The 21,944-nt window shown below is 37.5% G+C and carries 18 protein-coding genes and 4 pseudogenes; 8 read left to right on the top strand and 14 right to left on the bottom strand.

What is annotated here, in order from left to right:
* Positions 1-7: 7 nt before the first annotated feature.
* A complete protein-coding gene (locus tag PSA_RS13180; protein WP_042150791.1) occupies positions 8-5,818 on the top strand; it encodes a beta-ketoacyl synthase N-terminal-like domain-containing protein in 5,811 nt (1,936 codons plus the stop codon).
* A 102-nt stretch (positions 5,819-5,920) separates the two neighbouring features.
* Positions 5,921-7,510, top strand: coding sequence for a PfaD family polyunsaturated fatty acid/polyketide biosynthesis protein (locus tag PSA_RS13175; RefSeq protein ID WP_042150789.1), 1,590 nt, complete (start codon positions 5,921-5,923; stop codon positions 7,508-7,510).
* 61 nt (positions 7,511-7,571) lie between these two features.
* On the opposite strand, the gene PSA_RS24615 is transcribed toward PSA_RS13175, so the two are convergent.
* Together PSA_RS24615 and PSA_RS13170 are read right to left on the bottom strand one after the other, a co-directional pair.
* Positions 7,572-7,826 (bottom strand): tyrosine-type recombinase/integrase, encoded by a 255-nt coding sequence (locus PSA_RS24615; RefSeq protein ID WP_042150837.1) that lies wholly within the window; start codon positions 7,824-7,826, stop codon positions 7,572-7,574.
* A 267-nt stretch (positions 7,827-8,093) separates the two neighbouring features.
* Complete coding sequence (locus PSA_RS13170) at positions 8,094-8,792, bottom strand: phage integrase N-terminal SAM-like domain-containing protein (protein WP_052380199.1); 699 nt, start codon at positions 8,790-8,792, stop codon at positions 8,094-8,096.
* A 432-nt stretch (positions 8,793-9,224) separates the two neighbouring features.
* Between PSA_RS13170 and PSA_RS13165 the strand changes: the two genes are divergently transcribed.
* Positions 9,225-9,515 (top strand): hypothetical protein, encoded by a 291-nt coding sequence (locus tag PSA_RS13165; RefSeq protein WP_042150783.1) that lies wholly within the window; start codon positions 9,225-9,227, stop codon positions 9,513-9,515.
* Positions 9,516-9,914: 399 nt separating this feature from the next.
* Here PSA_RS13165 and PSA_RS13160 read toward each other — a convergent pair whose 3' ends face one another.
* The gene (locus tag PSA_RS13160; protein WP_059364935.1) at positions 9,915-11,069 is read right to left on the bottom strand and encodes an IS110 family transposase; all 1,155 of its coding nucleotides are present in this window, start codon (positions 11,067-11,069) and stop codon (positions 9,915-9,917) included.
* A gap of 141 nt (positions 11,070-11,210) precedes the next feature.
* Here PSA_RS13160 and PSA_RS13155 point away from each other — a divergent pair, with 141 nt between their 5' ends.
* The gene (locus PSA_RS13155) at positions 11,211-11,657 is read left to right on the top strand and encodes a hypothetical protein (RefSeq protein WP_059364933.1); all 447 of its coding nucleotides are present in this window, start codon (positions 11,211-11,213) and stop codon (positions 11,655-11,657) included.
* 398 nt (positions 11,658-12,055) lie between these two features.
* Here PSA_RS13155 and PSA_RS13150 read toward each other — a convergent pair whose 3' ends face one another.
* Positions 12,056-13,210 carry an IS110 family transposase gene (locus tag PSA_RS13150; protein WP_059364931.1) on the bottom strand — a complete coding sequence of 385 codons (1,155 nt, stop codon included), beginning with the start codon at positions 13,208-13,210 and terminating at the stop codon, positions 12,056-12,058.
* Between the two features lie 141 nt (positions 13,211-13,351).
* On the opposite strand from PSA_RS13150, the gene PSA_RS13145 reads away from it, so the two are divergent.
* Positions 13,352-13,708: a hypothetical protein gene (locus PSA_RS13145; RefSeq protein WP_042153727.1), complete on the top strand. Its 357-nt coding sequence runs from the start codon at positions 13,352-13,354 to the stop codon at positions 13,706-13,708.
* A 332-nt stretch (positions 13,709-14,040) separates the two neighbouring features.
* Here the strand turns inward: PSA_RS13145 and PSA_RS13140 are convergent.
* Positions 14,041-15,084 (bottom strand): annotated as a pseudogene (locus PSA_RS13140) (IS110 family transposase).
* A 79-nt stretch (positions 15,085-15,163) separates the two neighbouring features.
* On the opposite strand from PSA_RS13140, the gene PSA_RS13135 reads away from it, so the two are divergent.
* Positions 15,164-15,610 carry an acyl carrier protein gene (locus PSA_RS13135; RefSeq protein WP_231665254.1) on the top strand — a complete coding sequence of 149 codons (447 nt, stop codon included), beginning with the start codon at positions 15,164-15,166 and terminating at the stop codon, positions 15,608-15,610.
* A 274-nt stretch (positions 15,611-15,884) separates the two neighbouring features.
* On the opposite strand, the pseudogene PSA_RS13130 reads toward PSA_RS13135, so the two are convergent.
* Together PSA_RS13130 and PSA_RS13125 are read right to left on the bottom strand one after the other, a co-directional pair.
* A pseudogene (locus tag PSA_RS13130) lies at positions 15,885-16,946 on the bottom strand (transposase).
* Positions 16,943-17,224, bottom strand: a complete 282-nt coding sequence (locus PSA_RS13125; RefSeq protein ID WP_197276848.1) for a tyrosine-type recombinase/integrase — start codon at positions 17,222-17,224, stop codon at positions 16,943-16,945. The pseudogene PSA_RS13130 and the gene PSA_RS13125 overlap by 4 nt, the downstream one beginning before the upstream one ends.
* Positions 17,225-17,316: 92 nt before the next feature.
* On the opposite strand from PSA_RS13125, the gene PSA_RS13120 reads away from it, so the two are divergent.
* The gene (locus PSA_RS13120; protein WP_059364927.1) at positions 17,317-18,321 is read left to right on the top strand and encodes a transposase; all 1,005 of its coding nucleotides are present in this window, start codon (positions 17,317-17,319) and stop codon (positions 18,319-18,321) included.
* A 247-nt stretch (positions 18,322-18,568) separates the two neighbouring features.
* Here PSA_RS13120 and PSA_RS13115 read toward each other — a convergent pair whose 3' ends face one another.
* The 7 genes and pseudogenes from PSA_RS13115 to PSA_RS26350 form a co-directional block, all read right to left on the bottom strand.
* A complete protein-coding gene (locus tag PSA_RS13115; RefSeq protein ID WP_059364925.1) occupies positions 18,569-19,018 on the bottom strand; it encodes a transposase zinc-binding domain-containing protein in 450 nt (149 codons plus the stop codon).
* Positions 19,015-19,248, bottom strand: a complete 234-nt coding sequence (locus tag PSA_RS27220) for a tyrosine-type recombinase/integrase (RefSeq protein WP_059364929.1) — start codon at positions 19,246-19,248, stop codon at positions 19,015-19,017. The genes PSA_RS13115 and PSA_RS27220 overlap by 4 nt, the downstream gene beginning before the upstream one ends.
* The gene (locus PSA_RS13110; protein WP_371257860.1) at positions 19,176-19,793 is read right to left on the bottom strand and encodes a tyrosine-type recombinase/integrase; all 618 of its coding nucleotides are present in this window, start codon (positions 19,791-19,793) and stop codon (positions 19,176-19,178) included. Before PSA_RS13110 ends, PSA_RS27220 begins: the two co-directional genes overlap by 73 nt.
* Positions 19,794-20,081: 288 nt before the next feature.
* Complete coding sequence (locus tag PSA_RS13105; protein ID WP_042153618.1) at positions 20,082-20,375, bottom strand: type II toxin-antitoxin system RelE/ParE family toxin; 294 nt, start codon at positions 20,373-20,375, stop codon at positions 20,082-20,084.
* Positions 20,375-20,614, bottom strand: a complete 240-nt coding sequence (locus PSA_RS13100) for a type II toxin-antitoxin system ParD family antitoxin (RefSeq protein ID WP_042153621.1) — start codon at positions 20,612-20,614, stop codon at positions 20,375-20,377. The genes PSA_RS13105 and PSA_RS13100 overlap by 1 nt, the downstream gene beginning before the upstream one ends.
* Positions 20,615-21,032: 418 nt before the next feature.
* Positions 21,033-21,167: pseudogene (locus PSA_RS26355) on the bottom strand (transposase); the annotation flags it as partial.
* Positions 21,168-21,428: pseudogene (locus PSA_RS26350) on the bottom strand (IS110 family transposase); the annotation flags it as partial.
* A 139-nt stretch (positions 21,429-21,567) separates the two neighbouring features.
* On the opposite strand from PSA_RS26350, the gene PSA_RS25875 reads away from it, so the two are divergent.
* A complete protein-coding gene (locus PSA_RS25875; RefSeq protein WP_197276823.1) occupies positions 21,568-21,771 on the top strand; it encodes a hypothetical protein in 204 nt (67 codons plus the stop codon).
* The last annotated feature ends 173 nt before the right edge of the window (positions 21,772-21,944 follow it).

Genomic DNA, 21,944 nt, shown 5'->3' with positions numbered 1-21,944 from the left:
AATAACAATGGAAAATATTGCAGTAGTAGGTATTGCTAATTTATTCCCAGGTTCACAAGCACCTGAAGAATTTTGGCAAAAGCTGCTAGAACAACAAGATTGTCGCTCTAAAGCAAATAGCGAACAAATGGGTGTAGACCCAGCAAAATATTATGGTAACAAAGGCGATACAGATAAGTTCTATTGTATTCATGGCGGTTACATACGTGACTTTAATTTTGATGCAGATGATGTATTACAAGAAAACAGCCCACTTAGCCCGCAATATTTAGAACAATTAGACGACTTAAACCAATGGTCACTTTATGTAACCAAACAAGCATTAAAAGATGCGGGTTATTGGGGCAGTAATGTACTTGAAAACTGTGGTTTGATTTTAGGAAACTTATCTTTTCCAACGAAATCATCAAATCATTTATTTATGCCGTTATATCATCAAGTAGTTGATAACGCGTTAAAACAAACAGTACATAAAGATTTTTCACTGAGTCACTTTACCCAACCAAAAGCTGATGTGCATCCAGATAATGCATTAGTTGCGGGTTATCCTGCCGCGTTATTAGCGCAAGCTGCGGGCCTAGGGGGCTCACACTTCGCACTTGATGCAGCATGTGCTTCTTCATGTTATTCAGTAAAACTGGCGTGTGATTATTTACATACAGGCAAAGCTGACATGATGTTAGCGGGCGCAGTATCAGGCTCCGATCCTATGTTTGTAAATATGGGGTTTTCTATATTTCAGGCATATCCGGCTAATAACATACATGCACCGTTTGATAAAAATTCACAAGGCTTATTTGCTGGTGAAGGCGCGGGCATGATGGTATTAAAACGTCATAGTGATGCGGTACGTGATGGCGATAAAATTCACGCCATTATTAAAGGCGGTGGTTTATCAAACGATGGTAAAGGGGAGTTTGTTTTAAGCCCTAATACCAAAGGCCAAGTGTTAGTATATGAACGCGCATATCAAAATGCCGACGTTAACCCAAAAGATGTTGATTACATTGAATGTCACGCAACGGGCACACCAAAAGGTGACAAAGTTGAATTAGGCTCAATGGATACATTTTTTAGTCGTTATGATAATAAACCGCTGTTAGGTTCTGTTAAATCTAATTTGGGCCATTTATTAACGGCTGCAGGTATGCCGGGCATGACCAAAGCAATTTGGGCGCTTAATAAAAAGCAAATTCCTGCCACAATCAATTTAAATGAACCACTTAGCTCTAAAAATGGTTATTTAACTGGCGAACAGATGCCAAGTGAATTAACGCCTTGGCCAGATACGCTGGTCAATGGTGCACAAAAGCCAAGAACAGCGGGTGTCAGTGTATTTGGTTTTGGTGGTGCAAATGCCCACTTAGTTTTACAAGAGCCCACTCAAGTTTTAGAGGCTATTAACGAGGTCGCTAAAAAGAGTGAGCCATTAGCCATTGTTGGTATGGATGCACATTTTGGTCATGCTCAAAATCTAACTGAATTTAGAAAAGTCATTGAATCTAAGAGCAATACATTTAGAGAATTACCTACAAATCGCTGGAAAGGTATCGAAACTGATAACCAAGTAATGCAAGCATTACAATTAGAAAAAGCGCCAATCGGTGGTTACGTTGAAGACTTTGATATTGACTTTTTACGCTTTAAAGTGCCGCCAAATGAGCAAGACTGTTTAATTCCACAGCAACTTATGATGATGAAAGTGGCTGATAATGCAGCTAAAGATGCAGGGCTGGAGATAGGCTCAAATGTTGCAGTTATAGTAGCGATGGGTGTTGAGCTTGAATTACACCAATATCGCGGTCGTGTAAATTTAACAACGCAAATTGAAACCAGTTTAAAACAGCAAGGTATTGAGCTTACATCAGAGCAACAGACTGAACTGACTAATATCGCCAAAGATGGTGTGGCATTTGCTGCACAGCTTAACCAATATACCAGCTTCATTGGTAATATTATGGCGTCACGTATCTCGGCTTTATGGGATTTTTCTGGTCCGGCATTTACGTTATCTGCTGAAGAAAACTCCGTATATCGTTGTGTTGAACTCGCACAAAACTTATTTCAAACCAGTGATATTGATGCTGTTATTATTGCAAGTGTTGATTTAGCAGGCTCTGCTGAAAATATTACCTTACGCCAACATTACGGTCCGGTTTCGAAAGCCGGAAACGCTGATAAAAATCATTGGTTAGTCGGTGAAGGCGCTGGTGCCTTTGTAGTTAAACCACAATCAAAAGTGAATGCACAAAATACATACGCAACAATTGATGGTATTGGTTTTGCTGCGGGTGTTGATGAAAACGCAGTACGTATCGCAGCACAAAAAGCACTTAAAGCTGCTAATGTATCTGCATCAGAGATCTCTAAAGTAGAAGCGCATGCTAGTGGTTTTATAGCTGAAGATAACGCAGAGCAAGCTGCTTTTAATTCACTTTATGCAACACAAGTCGCCGGCAATAATATTAGTAGTGTTAAGTCTAATGTTGGTCATACTTTTAATGCTTCAGGTGTTGCCAGTATTATTAAATCAGCACTTGTTTTAGATAAGCAAGGTTCATCACATATTGCAATTAGTGGCCTAGGCAGAGATGCAACTAGTGCACACTTAGTGTTATCTGGTACAAATACACCTTATCAAAGCAGTGCCGTAGCGCCTGTTAAAAAACGCCCTCAGTTGATTAAAAAAATTAGCTTAGGCGGTCAAAAAATTGCTGAGTCAATTACATCACATGATTCGGCTGTTATTGCACAAATAAAACAGAATCTTATTACTAAAACATTGGCACCGATTTTATGCCCTGTAGATATTAGTAATTTACCCCCTAAGCAGATAAATACGATTAAAGCAGTTGCAGAAATTAAACTTGTTATTGCACAAACTGCTAACGTTGGAGCAACTGTGAAAAGTACTCAATCAAATACGAAAAAAATTGCAAATACAGTAAACGTGAGTAGTAAAGCAAGTAAAGAAATTTACCAGCAATCAGCGACTCATGAAGCATTTTTAAAAACTCGCCAAGCAGCGCAGCAGCATATTTCTCAATTAGTAGAAATACAGGCAAAACTAGCTTCAGGCGGCCAAGTTAATACGGTTGCTAAAAAGCCGGTTTTATCAGTTGTATCAGAGCAAGCGCCATTAGCACCTGTTGCGCAAGAAGTTGCGTCTGGTTTTCAAATAAAAGGTCCTGCGGGTTACAGTTATCCGCCATTACAACTTCAAGAGCGTTTCAATCAACCTAACAATATTATTTGGGATACAGCTGATTTAGTTGAATTTGCAGAAGGCGATATCGGCAAAGTATTTGGTAGCGAATACGACATTATCGATAACTATTCTCGCCGCGTACGCCTACCTACTACAGATTATTTATTAGTAAGTCGTGTTACTGAGCTAGATGCAAAAGTAAACGAATATAAAAAATCATATATGTGTACTGAATATGATATTCCGACAGATGCACCATTTTTAATTGATGGCCAAATCCCTTGGTCAGTATCGGTTGAATCTGGCCAATGTGATTTATTATTAATTTCATATATCGGTATTGATTTTGAAGCAAAAGGCGAACGCGTTTATCGTTTATTAGATTGTGAATTAACTTTCTTAGAAGAAATGGCCTTTGGTGGTGAAACATTACGCTACGAAATTCATATAGATTCGTATGCTAAAAACGGCGACCAGTTATTGTTTTTCTTCCACTATGATTGTTATGTAGGTGACAAAAAAGTACTTATTATGCGTAATGGTTGTGCAGGCTTCTTTACTGATGAAGAACTTGCTGACGGCAAAGGTGTAATACATAACGATAAAGATAAAGCACAATTAGCCAATGCTACAAAGTCGTACTTTGAGCCGTTAATGCATAATAACCAAGCGACATTTGATTACGCTGAAATGATGAAACTGGTTAATGGTGATGTTGCTGGGTGTTTTGGTGATAATTATGACCAAGGTGGTCGTAATCCATCGTTGAAATTCTCATCAGAAAAATTCTTAATGATTGAACGTATTACAAAAATTGATACCCATGGCGGTCATTGGGGTTTAGGTTTACTTGAAGGTCAAAAAGATTTAGATCCAGAACATTGGTATTTCCCGTGTCATTTTAAAGACGATCAAGTAATGGCTGGCTCTTTAATGAGTGAAGGTTGTGGTCAAATGGCTATGTTCTTTATGCTGAAATTAGGCATGCATATTAATGTAAATAATGCACGTTTTCAGCCTATGCCAGGTATGTCACAAACGGTACGTTGTCGTGGCCAAGTGATACCGCAACACAATACTCTGACTTATCGCATGGAAGTAACAGAAATGGGCATGGAACCATACCCGTTTATGAAAGCGAACATAGATATTATTCTTGATGGCAAAGTGGTAGTAGATTTCAAAAATTTATGTGTGATGATCACAGAGCAAGATGAAAACTCTCCTTACCCAGTGACTTTACCTGATAATACACAGTTACTTGAAGTGAAACCTACACGTGTTGAAGTGGCTAAACCTCTCTCGGTTGATGAAAGCCAATTAGATGAAAGAGGCGTAAACCCTTTTAAAAATCCTGAACGTCCCTTAATGCGTGTTGAGTCTGATTTAACTGCACCAAAAGAAAAAGGTGTGACACCAATTCAACATTTTGAAGCGCCAATTGTGGCAGGTCAAAACCGCGTGCCAAACCAAGCACCATTTACACCTTGGCACATGTTTGAATTTGCAACAGGTAATATTTCTAATTGTTTTGGCCCTGACTTTGATGTGTATAAAGGCCGTATTCCACCACGCACGCCTTGTGGTGATTTGCAGGTAGTAACGCAAGTTGTTGAAGTTAAGGGTAAGCGATTAGATCTTAAAAACCCTTCAAGCTGTATTGCTGAGTATTATGTACCTGAAGACGCATGGTACTTTATTAAAAATAGTCATGAATCTTGGATGCCATATTCATTAATTATGGAAATTGCATTACAACCAAACGGCTTTATTTCAGGTTATATGGGCACTACGCTTAAATATCCTGAAAAAGACCTGTTTTTCCGTAACCTAGATGGAAGTGGTGATTTAGTTAAGCAAATTGATTTACGTGGCAAAACGATTGTAAATAAATCAGTATTATTAAGCACCACTATGGCCGGTGGCATGATAGTACAAAGCTTTACATTTGAGCTTTTAGTTGAAGATGAAGTGTTTTATAAAGGCACAGCTGTTTTTGGTTACTTTGGTGCCGACGCGTTAACAAATCAGTTAGGTATTGATAATGGTAAAATTACTCATGCTTGGTTTGTAGATAATAAAATACCCGTATCACAAATTGAAAAACTAGATTTAACCAATAAAAACTTAGCCCTTTATCAAGCACCGCAAGGTAAACCGCATTATAAATTAGCGGGTGGCCAAATGAACTTTATTGATACGGTTTCAATTGTTGAAGGGGGTGGTAAAGCGAGTGTTGCTTATGTGCATGGTGAGCGCCAAATAGATGCAACAGATTGGTTCTTCCGTTATCACTTCCATCAAGACCCGGTAATGCCAGGTTCTTTAGGTGTAGAAGCAATAATAGAATTAATGCAAACTTATGCACTTAAAAAAGATTTAGGTAAAAGCTTTGCAAACCCAAGGTTTATTGCGCCTACGACATTAGTTAAGTGGAAGTACAGAGGTCAAATTACACCTATCAACAAACAAATGTCGTTAGATGTGCATATTACTGACATTATTAAAACTGATGGTGAAATACGCTTAGTGGGCGATGCTAATTTATCTAAAGATGGCTTACGTATCTACGAAGTAAAAGATATTGTACTGTCAATCATTGAAGCATAACTGAGCGGTTTCATATTTCAGTTTAAGCCACAGTTTAAGATAGCTAGTGGCGTTGCAAGGGGTAACACCCTTGCAAAGCAAATAAAAGATTTAGGAATAAACATGTTAGATATAAATAACAATAATATTGATTGGGCATGGAAAGTTGATAACTCAACTATTCAAACCCAAAGCAGTGCCATAAAAACAGCCTTAATGGATTTAACTAATCCAGTATATGTAGCAAAAAATGGCGCACAAGCAGGCTTAGCAAATAGTATATCAGCGTCAGGATCTGAAGCTGTGTTAGCTTTTGCACAAAAGCTTAACCCAGAAGATTTAGGCGATGATGCTTATAAAAAACAGCATGGCGTGAAATACGCGTACCATGGTGGCGCTATGGCAAATGGCATCGCATCAGTAGAATTAGTGGTTGCTTTAGGTAAAGCAGGCTTTTTATGTTCATTTGGTGCTGCAGGTTTAGTACCTGATGTAATAGAAGAGTCAATTAAGCGAATTCAAGCAGAGCTACCAAATGGCCCATATGCTGTAAACTTAATTCATGCACCGAGCGAGGAAGCACTTGAACGTGGTGCAGTAGAGCGCTTTTTAAAATTAGGTGTTAAAACTGTAGAGGCGTCAGCTTACTTAGGTTTAACTGAGCACATTGTTTGGTATCGAGTTGCGGGTTTATCTAAAAATACAGATGGCTCTGTGAATATTGGCCACAAGGTAATAGCAAAAGTATCACGTACAGAAGTTGGTCGTCGCTTTATGGAGCCAGCCCCTAAAAAGTTACTAGATAAGCTATTAGCACAAGGCAAAATCACTCAAGAACAAGCTGATTTATCTCAATTGGTGCCAATGGCTGATGATATTACTGCTGAAGCCGATTCTGGTGGTCATACCGATAATCGTCCATTTTTAACTTTATTACCGACTATCATTGCACTGCGCGATGAAGTGCAAGCTAAATATAACTTCTCACCCGCATTACGCGTAGGTGCTGGCGGTGGTATTGGTACGCCTGAAGCAGCTCTTGCTGCATTTAATATGGGTGCAGCCTATATTGTTTTAGGCTCGGTAAACCAAGCATGTGTAGAGGCGGGTGCTTCTGAATATACGCGTAAATTATTAGCAAATGTTGAAATGGCTGATGTGACTATGGCACCAGCCGCAGATATGTTTGAAATGGGCGTAAAACTGCAAGTTGTAAAACGCGGCTCTATGTTTGCTATGCGCGCTAAAAAACTTTACGACTTATATGTAGCTTATGACTCAATTGAAGATATTCCAGTTGATGAGCGTTTAAAAATCGAAAAACAAATTTTTCGCTCTAATTTAGATGATGTTTGGGCAGGAACAGAGTCATTTTTCCAACAGCGTGACCCTGAAATGTTAGCTCGTGCAAAAAGCAGCCCTAAACGTAAAATGGCATTGATTTTCCGTTGGTACTTAGGTTTATCATCTCGTTGGTCGAATATTGGTGAAAAAGGCCGCGAAATGGATTACCAAATTTGGGCAGGCCCAAGTTTAGGCGCATTTAATAGCTGGGTAAAAGGCACATATTTAGAAGACTTTACACGTCGTGGTGCAGTTGATGTGGCATTACATATGCTAAAAGGTGCAGCATATTTACAACGTGTGAACATGCTTAAATCACAAGGTGTAACACTCACTACCGATCTTGCAAGTTACCGTACAGATGATTAGTTAAAAAAGATTAAAGTTACAATTTAAAAAACCAGCTATATTTAGCTGGTTTTTTATTATTTTATAAGTCATCTAGAGGACTGGAGATCCCGGCAAAGTGCTGGCCTATGACATGGGTATATATCTGAGTGGTTGATATATCGTTATGGCCTAATAACTCTTGTATAGAACGGATATCGCGACCACTCTTTAATAAATGTGTTGCAAAAGAATGACGAAAGGTATGACAATTAACTTTTTTATGAATATTGGCTTTACGCACAGCGGGTTGTAATGCTTTTCGAATACAGCTGTCATGTAAATGGTGACGACACAATTCACCTGTTTCTGGGTGAGCACATAAATTAGATGAAGGGAATATATACCCAAGCTACTTCAAGATGCGAGTTTCAGGACTGCTGAGCAATTCGTGATCTAGGCGCATCTTTGTATTAATGGTTTTTCCCTTAAAAGAAGATGGAACAACGAGCATGATTTGCTCAGAAGTCCCCGCAGGGTTGGTTTAGAAGCGCTTTATGCTGCGTTATTGATTTTGACAAGGGAATAACCATTCTCTGCAATCAATGCCTTGCCTAAAGCGCTTCTAAATCCAACTGAATCCTGCATCTTGAAGTGGCTTGGGTATAAACATCCAACCGGGATCTTTAAATGCGTTCGGATATTTTCGTGATAAAGCATATGGAAATGAAGGTCCGCAGCCTATTTTGTTATCTTCTCGCTGGGTTTTTATTGCTTTATCAATTAGTAGTTGTAAAGGTTTTACAGATGTTTCAGCGAGTATAGTTTGTCTATCTTTATTTGCTTTACCGTCTCTGACGACTATTGAAAGGTTATTAAAGTCAATATCTTGAATTCTTAACCTTAAACATTCATTGACACGTAAGCCGCTGCCAAAAAGTAACCCTACAACAGTTTTTGCATAGCCTCTCATATAAGACAAAATTGCCGAGACTTCTTTATCGTCAAGTACGACAGGCAAATGTCTTTGTTTTGTAGCTAAAGTAAATCCTAAATCACCTAAATTTATTTTAAGACATTTAGCATATAAAAATATAAGTGAATTTAGTGCTGATTTCTGTGTGTTTTTAGCTACATTTTGAGAGCTAGCTAACCATGATAGGTAGCCTTTAACTTCCTCTTTTCCCATATCCATAGGGTGCCGTTTATTATTAAATAAAATAAATTGTTTGATCCAATATAAATAACTTTTCTCGGTTCGAATACTATAACCACGCAGCCTGATTTCATCTCGAACCGATTCTAAAAAAGGACTTTTTGACATTATGAAAACGCCTTTAACTGTATTTATATACAGTATTGTTTGTATTTTTGATAAATCAAGCACGCTTTACATTTTTATGTCGCACGCTTTGTCTTGATGCAAAAAAATAAAAGCTGTATAGTCAATCACATACGAAAATATGTACCGATATAATAGGCGCATATAAATTACAAAGCGTGCAAGCACACTTTATTTAGTTAAAAATTGTTCAACATGTGTCTGATAATAAAGCATTAAATAGTGATTTTTACGTAGAGGTCTAACCAGAAAAGCGTGCATGCACACTTTACTACCTCCGTTTTTGACATTATTTATCTCTAAGCTATTTATTTTTAATTACTTATTTTTAATTTATATTAAGAGGTCTAACCTGATAAGTGTGCGGGCCGTTTATACAAATGTTAGCTGTCTATTGGAACTTAGGAGATTTAAATGGATTTATTTTTCACGTTAGCTTTACCGGTAATCGTAATTGTTGGACTTCTTCGTTTATTCAGAGTTAAGTGGCCTGTTGCATTATTATCTATCTTTGGTTTGGCTGCTTTTTCTACTTTTATTGTTAACTTCACTTTTTGTGAAATACTAGAAACACAATGTGAACCACATGGTTTAAATGTTATTGGATATTTTTTTCATTGGTTAATAGTAGCTACAATCGCTTCAGTTTTAGATCTTCTGTACTATAAGGTATTTGGTAAAAAAGCAGAGTCATTAGCCAGCTAATAAGCCATTACAGTAACGGGACTGCTAACAGCTTGCTCGGTTCCGCTTCGCTTCACATTTTAGCAAGCAATTATCAGCCCCTGAATGGGGTGTTGATATGACTCCCACAATCAACTTTTTTGCACTGATCCTTGCTTCTTTTTTAAAGCCATTCTTAACGTATTTTAAATAAATGAGTTAATGCACTGAATGAAGCAAAGTAATTTCGTCGGTTATCATGCTGATATTCGTGGATTACTAATCTATTGATTAGCAGCGCCTACCTTACATTTTCCGTCGTGGCACATTGTTTCAGTCTATGCTCGTGGATCAACATCGATTACTCAATGTTGCCGACCTAACGCCCTCGGGAATTGTGCCACACCCGCTGCTTGATCCAATGCATTAACTCTAACCTTTTCATGCTGGTACTCTAGCAATGCGTTTTTTTACATCGATAGGTGCAATTGCCACTTCCCTTGAAATCGCCCATATATATGCGATCATTTCTCTGGCGATAGCAGTTACTACAACATTGCGATGTTTACTTCTGTGCATTAACCTTTGGTACCTTTTGCATAACCTTAATTGTGCTTGCCAAGCAATATCGATTACTTCTTTACTTAACATTTCTTGTCGTTTTTGCATTTCAGAAGACACTTTAGCTGGAAATTTATAGCTGTGTGCGCCTTCAATTAAAAGACGTCTAGCTCGGCCATTACCACATTTAGATATTTTTTCTAATCTACGTTTATCACCACTTGAATCTTCACTGGGGGTCAAACCCAAATATTTCATTAGCTTTCGAGGATTATCAAAGCGTCTTAAATCACCGAGCTCTGCAATGATACTTGCAGCAATTAAGAACCTGATTCCGCGCATAGCTTGTATTGCTTTAACGACAGGGTAATAACACCACTGCTTAACTTGATGTTCAAGTTCGTTAACTAAACGAGCTAAGCGCTTCATTCGTTCATTAATCGTATTAAGCATTTCCTGTAAAACAATATGTTGGGCAGGGTGAGGTAAGATTAACTCATTTAACCATCGTAGATGTTTGAGAGACCAATTTGCTGTACCGTCATAACAAATATTATTTCTTAATAAAAAGCCTTTTAATTGGCAACGAGCATGGTTTAAATCATTAGTTGCAGTTTGTCGTGCTCGAGATAAATCACGAACAGCTTCATCTTCAGCCTCAGGTACGTAAATAATTGGAATATCATTCATTTTAAGTAAGTGTGCTAATTTCATCGCATCTTTACGATCAGTTTTGACTTTTTCACCAGGCTTTTTAGGTAATAAAGAAGGTGCGACGACGTAACAACAGTGACCAAGGCTAGTTAATAGTCGATAAATCCAATATCCACAAGGACCCGCCTCGTAAACAAAATGAAGGGTCGCTTGTGGATATTTGGATTGGAAATCACGGGCCATTTTGATGACGGATGATTTTGCACTAGAGATGCGAGCATCATGTAAAACACGATTATCACGGCCATCTAATTCATGTGCGACTTCAAAAAACTCTTTATGAGTATCTAATCCAATGAAAACTATGCTAATGTTATTCATGCTAGCCTCTGCTTTATATTGTTTTGACACATATATTATGGCTCTGGCTTGTCAGTTTTGCTGATAAACTAACCCACGAAAATGTAGAGGCTAGCTCTTTGTGGGAGTCATTATGTCTATGTGTAAATGGAAGTTTGGTAAATGAATTCTAGCTTTGATGAATATATTTCTAATCTAAATTCAAATAGGAATAATTTTCCGAGTGAATTATTTGAGTTTGCTGCAAACACTGAAAGGTATGAATTAAACCACCCAAAATCACTTCATGATGCATGGGTTACATCGATAACTATTGCAGAAAATAGAAATAAGGTTCGTCCATTTGAACCCTCTTTATCAATTTCATTAAATTTACTTGGCCAACAACATGACCGTGATATTGTTCTGAATTATTTAAAAGTAAAATCATATGAACTTATAGGTACTGAGAATCCATTTAATTATGGTGATACTTTTCATGGTGATGTTTTAACCCATGAAGTATCGATTACAGGCAATGGATTTCAGCATATTATTGAGTTACGCTCAGGTTCTACATTTAAAGTTACATTTGCAGATTTTAATTGTGTGGAGAAAATTTACACATAACAAGCGCATTAAGCACGGGACTGCTAACAGTTTGCTCGGTTCCGCTACGCTTCACATTTTAGCAAACAATTATCAGCCCCTTATGCGGGCGTTGATATGACTCCCACAATCAACTTTTTTGCACTGATCCTTGCTTCTTTTTTAAAGCCATTCTTAACGTATTTTAAATAAATGAGTTAATGCACTGAATGAAGCAAAGTAATTTCGTCGGTTATCATGCTGATATTCGTGGATTACTAATCTATTGATTAGCAGCGCCTACCTTACATTTTCCGTCGTGGCACATTGTTTCAGTCTATGCTCGTGGATCAACATCGATTACTCAATGTTGCCGACCTAACGCCCTCGGGAATTGTGCCACACCCGCTGCTTGATCCAATGCATTAACTCTAACCTTTTCATGCTGGTACTCTAGCAATGCGTTTTTTTACATCGATAGGTGCAATTGCCACTTCCCTTGAAATCGCCCATATATATGCGATCATTTCTCTGGCGATAGCAGTTACTACAACATTGCGATGTTTACTTCTGTGCATTAACCTTTGGTACCTTTTGCATAACCTTAATTGTGCTTGCCAAGCAATATCGATTACTTCTTTACTTAACATTTCTTGTCGTTTTTGCATTTCAGAAGACACTTTAGCTGGAAATTTATAGCTGTGTGCGCCTTCAATTAAAAGACGTCTAGCTCGGCCATTACCACATTTAGATATTTTTTCTAATCTACGTTTATCACCACTTGAATCTTCACTGGGGGTCAAACCCAAATATTTCATTAGCTTTCGAGGATTATCAAAGCGTCTTAAATCACCGAGCTCTGCAATGATACTTGCAGCAATTAAGAACCTGATTCCGCGCATAGCTTGTATTGCTTTAACGACAGGGTAATAACACCACTGCTTAACTTGATGTTCAAGTTCGTTAACTAAGCGAGCTAAGGGCTTCATTCGTTCATTAATCGTATTAAGCATTTCCTGTAAAACAATATGTTGGGCAGGGTGAGGTAAGATTAACTCATTTAACCATCGTAGATGTTTGAGAGACCAATTTGCTGTATCGTCATAACAAATATTATTTCTTAATAAAAAGCCTTTTAATTGGCAACGAGCATGGTTTAAATCATTAGTTGCAGTTTGTCGTGCTCGAGATAAATCACGAACAGCTTCATCTTCAGCCTCAGGTACGTAAATAATTGGAATATCATTCATTTTAAGTAAGTGTGCTAATTTCATCGCATCTTTACGATCAGTTTTGACTTTTTCACCAGGCTTTTTAGGTAATAAAGAAGGTGCGACGACGTAACAACAGTGACCAAGGCTAGTTAATAGTCGATAAATCCAATATCCACAAGGACCCGCCTCGTAAACAAAATGAAGGGTCGCTTGTGGATATTTGGATTGGAAATCACGGGCCATTTTGATGACGGATGATTTTGCACTAGAGATGCGAGCATCATGTAAAACACGATTATCACGGCCATCTAATTCATGTGCGACTTCAAAAAACTCTTTATGAGTATCTAATCCAATGAAAACTATGCTAATGTTATTCATGCTAGCCTCTGCTTTATATTGTTTTGACACATATATTATGGCTCTGGCTTGTCAGTTTTGCTGATAAACTAACCCACGAAAATGTAGAGGCTAGCTCTTTGTGGGAGTCATTATGTCTATAAGTACAAGGAAGTTAAGAGTATGTGGAAGGATTTAAGTAATATTCAAAAGTTTTTATTCATAGCGGCTATGTGCTTGGTTGTGCCATTCGCTCCTGAATTTATCTTTTTGGCTGATATCGGTGGTATGGAACTAGTGTTTGGCTTTTTAGTTCTTTATTACAAACCTATGATTATTCGAATTCAATCGGCCATTGAACGTATAAAATTCGAAATTAAAATTTGTTCTATAGCATTTAAAAGTAGCTCTATTTTTCAGCCTAAAGTTTATTTTACACAGGCCTTATTTTATTCGTGTGCGCTGGTTGTTACAGGTTCAGTCATTTATTCCTCTGTCTTTTTTCTACCGGCATTAATGTTAAATGGTGTATTGGTGTAGTGTACTTATAACACATATGAGCCTTAACTCTGTCAATAGGCAATAGTGTTCTTTTTGACCGTTTTTTGCAGTGACGGTCAAATGTAAATCAATAAACAAACCCGTTTACTTCGTATGTCGATGCGGCTGTTAAGCAAGTAGCTTACGGCAAAGTCAGGTGTAAGCGACTTTGCTTATTGTATTAATGCACGCGTACTGAGCGTCTAATCAAGCTAGGAGGCTTAGGTATTTAGGCATATAATCAGGGAAAAGCTTAATGGCTATTAACTCACCCAATTGATTGATGCTCAACCTTATATCCAGTTAGACGTTCAGCTCACTCAGTACCGTGACTAACGCTTTAAGAATCGGGTTTCATCGAATACAGTCTCTTTTTTAAGCATATAATAAACGCAACGACCGAGCTTATGCGCCAATGCTGAAAGTGCTTTGGCTTTACTCATTCTTTTTTGTAATTTTTCAAGGTATTGAGTGGCATTATGATTATGACGTAATAGCAATACAGCGGCTTCTGAGAACGCCCATTTTAAATGTGCATTGCCAATTTTATTGCCCTGTGTGCCATAGGTTTTACCTGCTGATTCAGCTTTACATTTTACAAGTCTGCAATAGGAAGCAAACTTTTGAACACTCGTGAAGCGATTAATATCACCAATCTAGTAAATAATTGTCAGCGCGAGAATACGACCAATACCATTAATGGTTTGCAAAATATTTAGATGAACGGGGTTATGTTGTTTGGCCATCTGTTCAATGTAATGCTCTAAAGGCTTGAGTTCTTTTTGATAGCAATCAAGTATGCCCATGTCGAGATTAATAGAGCGTTGTACGACTGGGTCGGGAAAGTAATAACGCATTTTATCTCTATCACACACATTTTTTAAATTCACATTATGGGCAGGTAAATTGCACTGACTAGCAGTGTTTGCAACGTGAGCTTTTAAATCAGCACCGTGACGAACGATTTTGGTTCTGCGACGTAATAAATCACGGGTGGCACGCATTTCTTTGTCGTAGACATAAGCAAGCGGGAAATTACCGCCACGGATCAGTTTAGCGATTTTATATGAATCTATTTTATCGTTTTTAGCTTTACCACCATGAATGGCTTTCATATAAAGGGCATGACCAAGAATAAAATCGATATTACGCGCTTTACAAAAATCGGCAACCCAATACCAGCAATGCATACATTCAACACCTACCACAATGTCACCGATATAGGGCTGTAACAGCTTAAGCAAGGCGGAGGGGTCATCTTTAATTTTCTTGTGAACAAGAATAAGTCCTGTATTATCAATGATACAGACGTAGAGTAATCTGGCATGTAAATCGATACCACAATAGTATGGATGCATGTTATTGTAAAAGTTCATTGAGCTTTCTCCTTTTTGTTTGGTCACTAAAGTATTACGTATAAACGCGATACTTTGGAGGAGGCTCAATGATTATCAAGTGGCTGTTGCCGGACGTACCTCCGCTGCGCTCCGGCACGCCGCAAAGCCAAGCGTTGGTATCAAAGAGGAAAACATGAAATATCTCAAACTTGTGTTGTATTCAGTGTTAGCAATTACGTACTCAAACTTCGTTTGGGCGAATATTTGTGATGCAGTAGACCATAAAGTATTAGATGCAATGGCTAAGACTCTCGATGTTCGCGTGGATGAAATTGCTATTGATAAGACATTCTATGCTCAAAACTTTGATACTGATGTTTTAGACCTCATAACTGTAGTTGTTAATATGGAAGAAGCTATAGGGCTTGAGCTTAAAGACGAAGATGTAGTCGATCCGGTAGTTTATTTTGATGAAGAAGAGTTTGAGCCAAAAATTAAAGACAAAGTAACGGTTCGAGAGTTTCAAGAGACAGTTCACAAAGCCTGTGTTAACTCTTTGCTCTAATTGTTGAAACACCTAACAAATAAGGGTAGGTGTCGCGTAGCCGACACCTTATCTGGGTGTTGAACAAGCCCGAGCTTAGGTCGTATGACTTATTTATAGTAAATAGTGATGATCGTGTTTTTTATTTGCAGCGGCTTTCATTTATTTTAGCCGAGTGAATACGCTTCTTTTGCTTAGAAGTTAAATTTTTATATTTTATCAATCAGTTAGTAATTTACTTTTTTACCTCCTCTCATTCATTTAAGCCATTATCCTTATTTTATAAGCCTTTGTGCTAGCTCGTTCGTGCTAAATTGATGATAACTCCCATACATAACATTTCATGTCTACAGCAAGGGCAAATACGGATTGCTTTGGGTTTCTCTTGTTTCTCAGGTATTGTCCAGCCTTTGGTATTTATGAGTAATATCTGAATACGTTGGCGTAATTTATGTGCATTTCCGCGCAAATAACCACAATCTCTGACACGTTGTAGGCCTTTAGGTAAAACATGTTGTAGTATCAGCCATAAAAATTTGAGTACGGGTAATGTACGTGTTGCTGTTTTTTTTGTTTGGCTGTCTTGATATTTAAAAGTAACGGTGTTGTTATCATAATTAATGATGTCTTTATCAGATATGACACCGCGATATAAATAGCGAGTGAGATATTGATACGCTTTATCACCGAAACCCACTTTGCGACAATCTACTACCCATTTATTTGGGGATTTTGACGGTAAATTAATTTGAGTGTGTTTATTAATCGCATCTAGCATTTGAGCACGCCATACTTTTGCGAGTGTAAACTCATTAAATAGAAATTGTTTATTGCCTTTATACCACTGGTTTTTATCAGCATCATAATAGCCACATGGAATAACTACATGAATATGAGGGTGTAAATCACGGCGTCGATTATGCGTATGTAATACCATAGTAAAACCAATATTAGCTTTGAACTGACGCTTAGCAAACCCTTTGAGTACATTGCTCACCACTTTAAACATGGTTTGATATAAGGCTTTTGGCTGATATCGCGATAATGCTCTAAACTCAAAAGGTAAAGTGAATGTCACCATAAAATAATGACAGGGCAGTAATTTTTGCTGTTGTCGTTGCAACCATTTTCTGGTGGTTTGGTGTTGACACTGTGGGCAGTGTCGATGTCCGCATGAGAGCGGGTGTTGTGCTTGATGGTTACAGTGAGCGCAGCACCAACTCATTTTACGTTGCTCAGCTGTTTAGCAACTGAGCAATGCATTAATTGCTTGGCGTTTATTATGATTAAGTTGATTATCATAATGATGCATAAAATCATGTTGATGTTCACGTAATAATTCAATAAAGCAACTCATAAAGCCTCCCATAGTCGCATGACATTATCAGTTAATTGGTTTATAAGTCGCTTGGTATCTTGCTGTTTTATTTGGGTTAGTTGCGTGTATTTTGAGGTTGTATTCAGGCTGCCATGACCGAGTAACAACTGTAATGAGCGTAAATCCAGACCTTGCTCTAATAAGTGTGTTGCAAAGCAGTGTCTGAGTGAATGTGGGCTAATACGTTTTGCAATTTTGCAATTTTGCACTGTTTTAATACCGCTTTCATGAAACGTCGAATAAGAGAAACGTCGAATAAGACAGCCATACTTTTCTTATTGAAAACTGGTCTAAAACTCATTTTTTAGACTAAACTTTAACCACTGATGAAATGTTATTGGTGGTTATTATGGCTAGGGCGAGAGAGTCGTTAATCGATTTAGATGCAACCCCGTATTATCATTGTATAAATCGCTGTATCCGAAGAAGTTACTTATGTGGCGATGATAAATATTCAGGTAATAACTTTGACCATCGTAGAACTTGGTTAGTAGATAGAATCAAATTCCTTTCAACTGTTTTTTCAATTGATATCGCAGCTTATGCGATTATGTCTAATCATTATCACCTTGTTTTAAAGGTAAATAGGGAAGAGGCTTTAAGCTTATCTAATGATGATGTTATTGAACGTTGGTATCAGTTATATCATGGTTGTATTTTGGTCGACCGTTATAGGTCGGGTGAAAAACTCAATGCAGCATACATGTTTAGAATTAATGAAATAGTTAATGAATGGCGCATAAGGCTATATGATATTAGTTGGTTTATGCGCAGCCTAAATGAATTTATAGCGCGTAAAGCGAATAAAGAAGATAATTGCACGGGTAAATTTTGGGAAGGGCGTTTTAAATCACAGGCTTTGCTAGATGAATCTGCAATTTTAAGTTGCATGATGTATGTTGATTTAAATCCTATTAGAGCAAAAATGGTTGACTCACTTATAGGCAGTGATTTCACCTCAATTAAAGAACGAATCAAGCAATACCAATCTTTTAAAAAACAAGACAAATCTAAAAATAGTAAATCTAATAAGAAACCTGAATTTACAGTCTTACAGCAACCAAAATTACTATTAGAATTTGGCTGCTCAATGGATAAAAATACCATTCCTTTTACACTTTTTGATTATCTAGAGTTAGCTGATTTTAGTAGTCGGTTAATCGTGCCAAATAAACGAGGTTCGGTTTTGATAACGACTCCAAAAATATTAGCTGTTTTAAATATTGAAGTTGATTCATGGCTCAATACCATTCAACACTTCAGGCGGCATTATGCTAACTTCGCAGGTTCAAAATCATCTTTAATGAAGTGTGCACATAGTCACAATCATAGTTGGTATAAAGGTTCTGCGTAGTTGCTCAACCTTATTTAAGTTTAACAATTGTTGCTATCTAGCAATTTAATTTATTGTGCGCGTAATTAATCAAACCTCAATAATTTGTATTGTATTTCGTGAAATAAAACATCAAACTCTCAAATGAAATATATTTATAGTAACCAGCGTAAGCTTTTAATTTCTCAGTGGGGTTTTAATATCAATGAGATATTTTTGCCTGTCTAATTTTTTCTTCTAATTTTTTCTGCCTGTCTAATTTTTTCTTCTAATTTTTTCTATGCGTATGTAATACCATAGTAAAACCAATATTAGCTTTGAACTGACGCTTAGCAAACCCTTTGAGTACATTGCTCACCACTTTAAACATGGTTTGATATAAGGCTTTTGGCTGATATCGCGATAATGCTCTAAACTCAAAAGGTAAAGTGAATGTCACCATAAAATAATGACAGGGCAGTAATTTTTGCTGTTGTCGTTGCAACCATTTTCTGGTGGTTTGGTGTTGACACTGTGGGCAGTGTCGATGTCCGCATGAGAGCGGGTGTTGTGCTTGATGGTTACAGTGAGCGCAGCACCAACTCATTTTACGTTGCTCAGCTGTTTTGCAACTGAGCAATGCATTAATTGCTTGACGTTTATTATGATTAAGTTGATTATCATAATGATGCATAAAATCATGTTGATGTTCACGTAATAATTCAATAAAGCAACTCATAAAGCCTCCCATAGTCGCATGACATTATCAGTTAATTGGTTTATAAGTCGCTTGGTATCTTGCTGTTTTATTTGGGTTAGTTGCGTGTATTTTGAGGTTGTATTCAGGCTGCCATGACCGAGTAACAACTGTAATGAGCGTAAATCCAGACCTTGCTCTAATAAGTGTGTTGCAAAGCAGTGTCTGAGTGAATGTGGGCTAATACGTTTTGCAATTTTGCAATTTTGCACTGTTTTAATACCGCTTTCATTGCTTTTTGTACGCCGCCTTTATCCATTGGCGTGTCGGAGCCTTGCCCTTTACCAGGAAAAATAAGGGTGCAATGACGATGTGTTTGCCAATATAGACGTAATTCATCAAGGGTTTTAACAGGTAAAGGCACAAGCCTATCTTTACCGCCTTTACCATCACGAATATGCACTTGCATGGTTTTACTATCAATATCAGCCACAGTGAGATTTAAAGCCTCACTTAAACGCAAGCCCATGGTGTATAGGGTTAAGAAAAAGACTTTGTAACGTTGTTGTTTGGTTTGATTAATCATAAAGGCAATTTGTGCAGCAGTTAAGATATCAGGAATACGTTTTACCTGTGGGGGTTTGACGATATCGAGCCATTGCCATTGACGTTCAAGGGTGTATTTATAAAAGAATTGTAATCCATTGCGGTCTAATTTAACGGTACTCCAAGAATGGGGTTGAATGAGGGCATTAAAATATTGCTTCAAATCTTGGGTACTTAAGGTATCGGGGGAGCGGTCAAAATATTCGGTAATACGTCGAACGGTACGCGCGTAGGCATCAATGGTCGCAGGTCGTTTTACCTTGTAACTTTAAATTGGTAATATGTTGAAGATAACGGAATTCGACATGTTTTTGTTCGAGTTCATTCATGGTAATTACTCCAGTATGACACCGCCAATATGGCAATGTTACTGAGTTAAAGTATGAATGATGTTTTTCTGCCGCTTAGCGGCTTCGTTCAACAAACACATTAAAAATCGCCCACAAAAAGCCGTGGGCTGGACTCGCTGCGCTCGCCCTTTATGGCGGCGTTATATTTTTCAAAGCGCGCGGTTAACATCCATACTTTTGTGTAATATTCTTACAATCAAAATTTGGTTTGTTTTGTGTTCTTTATAATAAATTATGTGACTACCTTGAGGTCGTTTTCGATAACCTTCTCTTATATAATCACAATTAACTCCTAGCATAGGTTCATCTGCCAGTTGATGGAAAGTATTATCTAATAGTTTTAAATAATCATTTCTTTGTGCTGTTCCCCAAGTTAATTGAGTATATTTGGCTATCTTAATTAAATCGCTTTTGGCTTTACCTGATAATTCGAATTTCGACATTAATGGTTATCTTTGTCCAGCTCTGAAATCAAAGAATCATACGAGTATTCAGCAACGCCACTGTTTTCACCTTCAACTAGCATATTGCGTAAATTCATTATCTTTGTTTCCTGATCTTCCAAGGCTCTTAAACCAGCACGTACTACTTCGCTGGCTGAACCATAACGACCTGAGTTAAGTTGCTGATTTATAAATTGATCAAAATGTTCGCCTAATGTTACGCTTGTATTTTTAGCCATAATGCAATCTCTTTAATACCAATATATATTGTATTATGGTATAAAAAATATAACAAGGCAATTAAACGGACAAAAAACAGTTGGCTTTTTGCTCGTGCCTCGCTAATTTTAGCCAACAGTTTTAAGCCGCTTATTGAGGCTACATGGACTCCCCGTTGTCAAGCAATAACACTTTTTGATAACAAGAAGATCTGACAGCAGCTCTACATTCGGCGTTTTTTAGCTTTGTTACGCTATCGCCCTGATGATTTGCGCTTGAGCAATGCCTCATTCGTTAAACAGAATCTTCTTTTATAAAGAATTATTCTTCCCGATTAAACAGGCTTTCTTGCTCTCGGTCTGACCGTGTTATCGTCAATTGCTAATGCACAGACTCGGTGAGTTAAACTCTTTCAATTTACCTTTGTTATTTTTAAATTTATTTTACATAATCTGCCTGATATTCTTTTTCTGAATGTAACAGTGCCCAAATTAATCGCGCAACGCCACCAGTTGAGTATTGCCTTGGTACTAAACCAATCCATGTAGCAAAAGAACGACTGGTATCAAAATGTTTAGCATCATTGGCGTCATTCTTTTCATTTTGGCGATAAGGAATAACAAATTTAGACGCCATAATACGAACATCATGACCGAGTTTGGTAAATTCCCTTGCCCAATATTGGGCACCGGAGCAAGCTTCCATTGCAATAATACAGGGTGGAAGTTGTGTTGTTTCCTCTAATAGCTTGTTTCTTTTGATAGTTTTTCTTAATTTACACTTGTCATGCTTATCAACACCATGGATACTAAAAACTAATTTGGCACTCTTGATTAATAAATAACGATGCCAACAACTTTAATTAAAGACATATGGGCTCTCCATTTTTTGACTGTTTGCACTTTCAATATGGCACAAATGCCAATTGGATGGGAAGTCCATATCATTCGTTAGCTTTCTTTTGGAGTTTGCAGTGATAAATATTCCAGATTATTGGTTAGATTTTATATCCGATAACAACTTGAGTAATAAATCATTTGAGATCCCAGATGATTTTGATTTGTCTGGGCTAGGTGCAGATTTTAAGGTCTTTGAGTGCTCGGATATTGACGATGAAACTAGCAATTATTATCCGGGTATTAAAGTCGTTAAATCTGGGTACATAGCTGTCGCTTGATTGGTGATCCATACTTTATTAATGTTAATTACGGTGAAAGTGGGAAGCTTTATCGAGTTTACCACGACGATAACTCTATCGACATTGTTGTAAATAATCACAAAGATATCTTGAATTTTGCTGAACCTTAGTATCAAGATTGACGGCAAAAATATTCGCAAAGAAGAAGGTTA

The sequence above is a fragment of the Pseudoalteromonas sp. '520P1 No. 423' genome (assembly GCF_001269985.1).
Classification (GTDB): Bacteria; Pseudomonadota; Gammaproteobacteria; order Enterobacterales; family Alteromonadaceae; genus Pseudoalteromonas.
The sequence above is the reverse complement of the archived record's forward strand: the minus strand, read 5'-3'. Positions and strand labels throughout refer to the sequence as shown.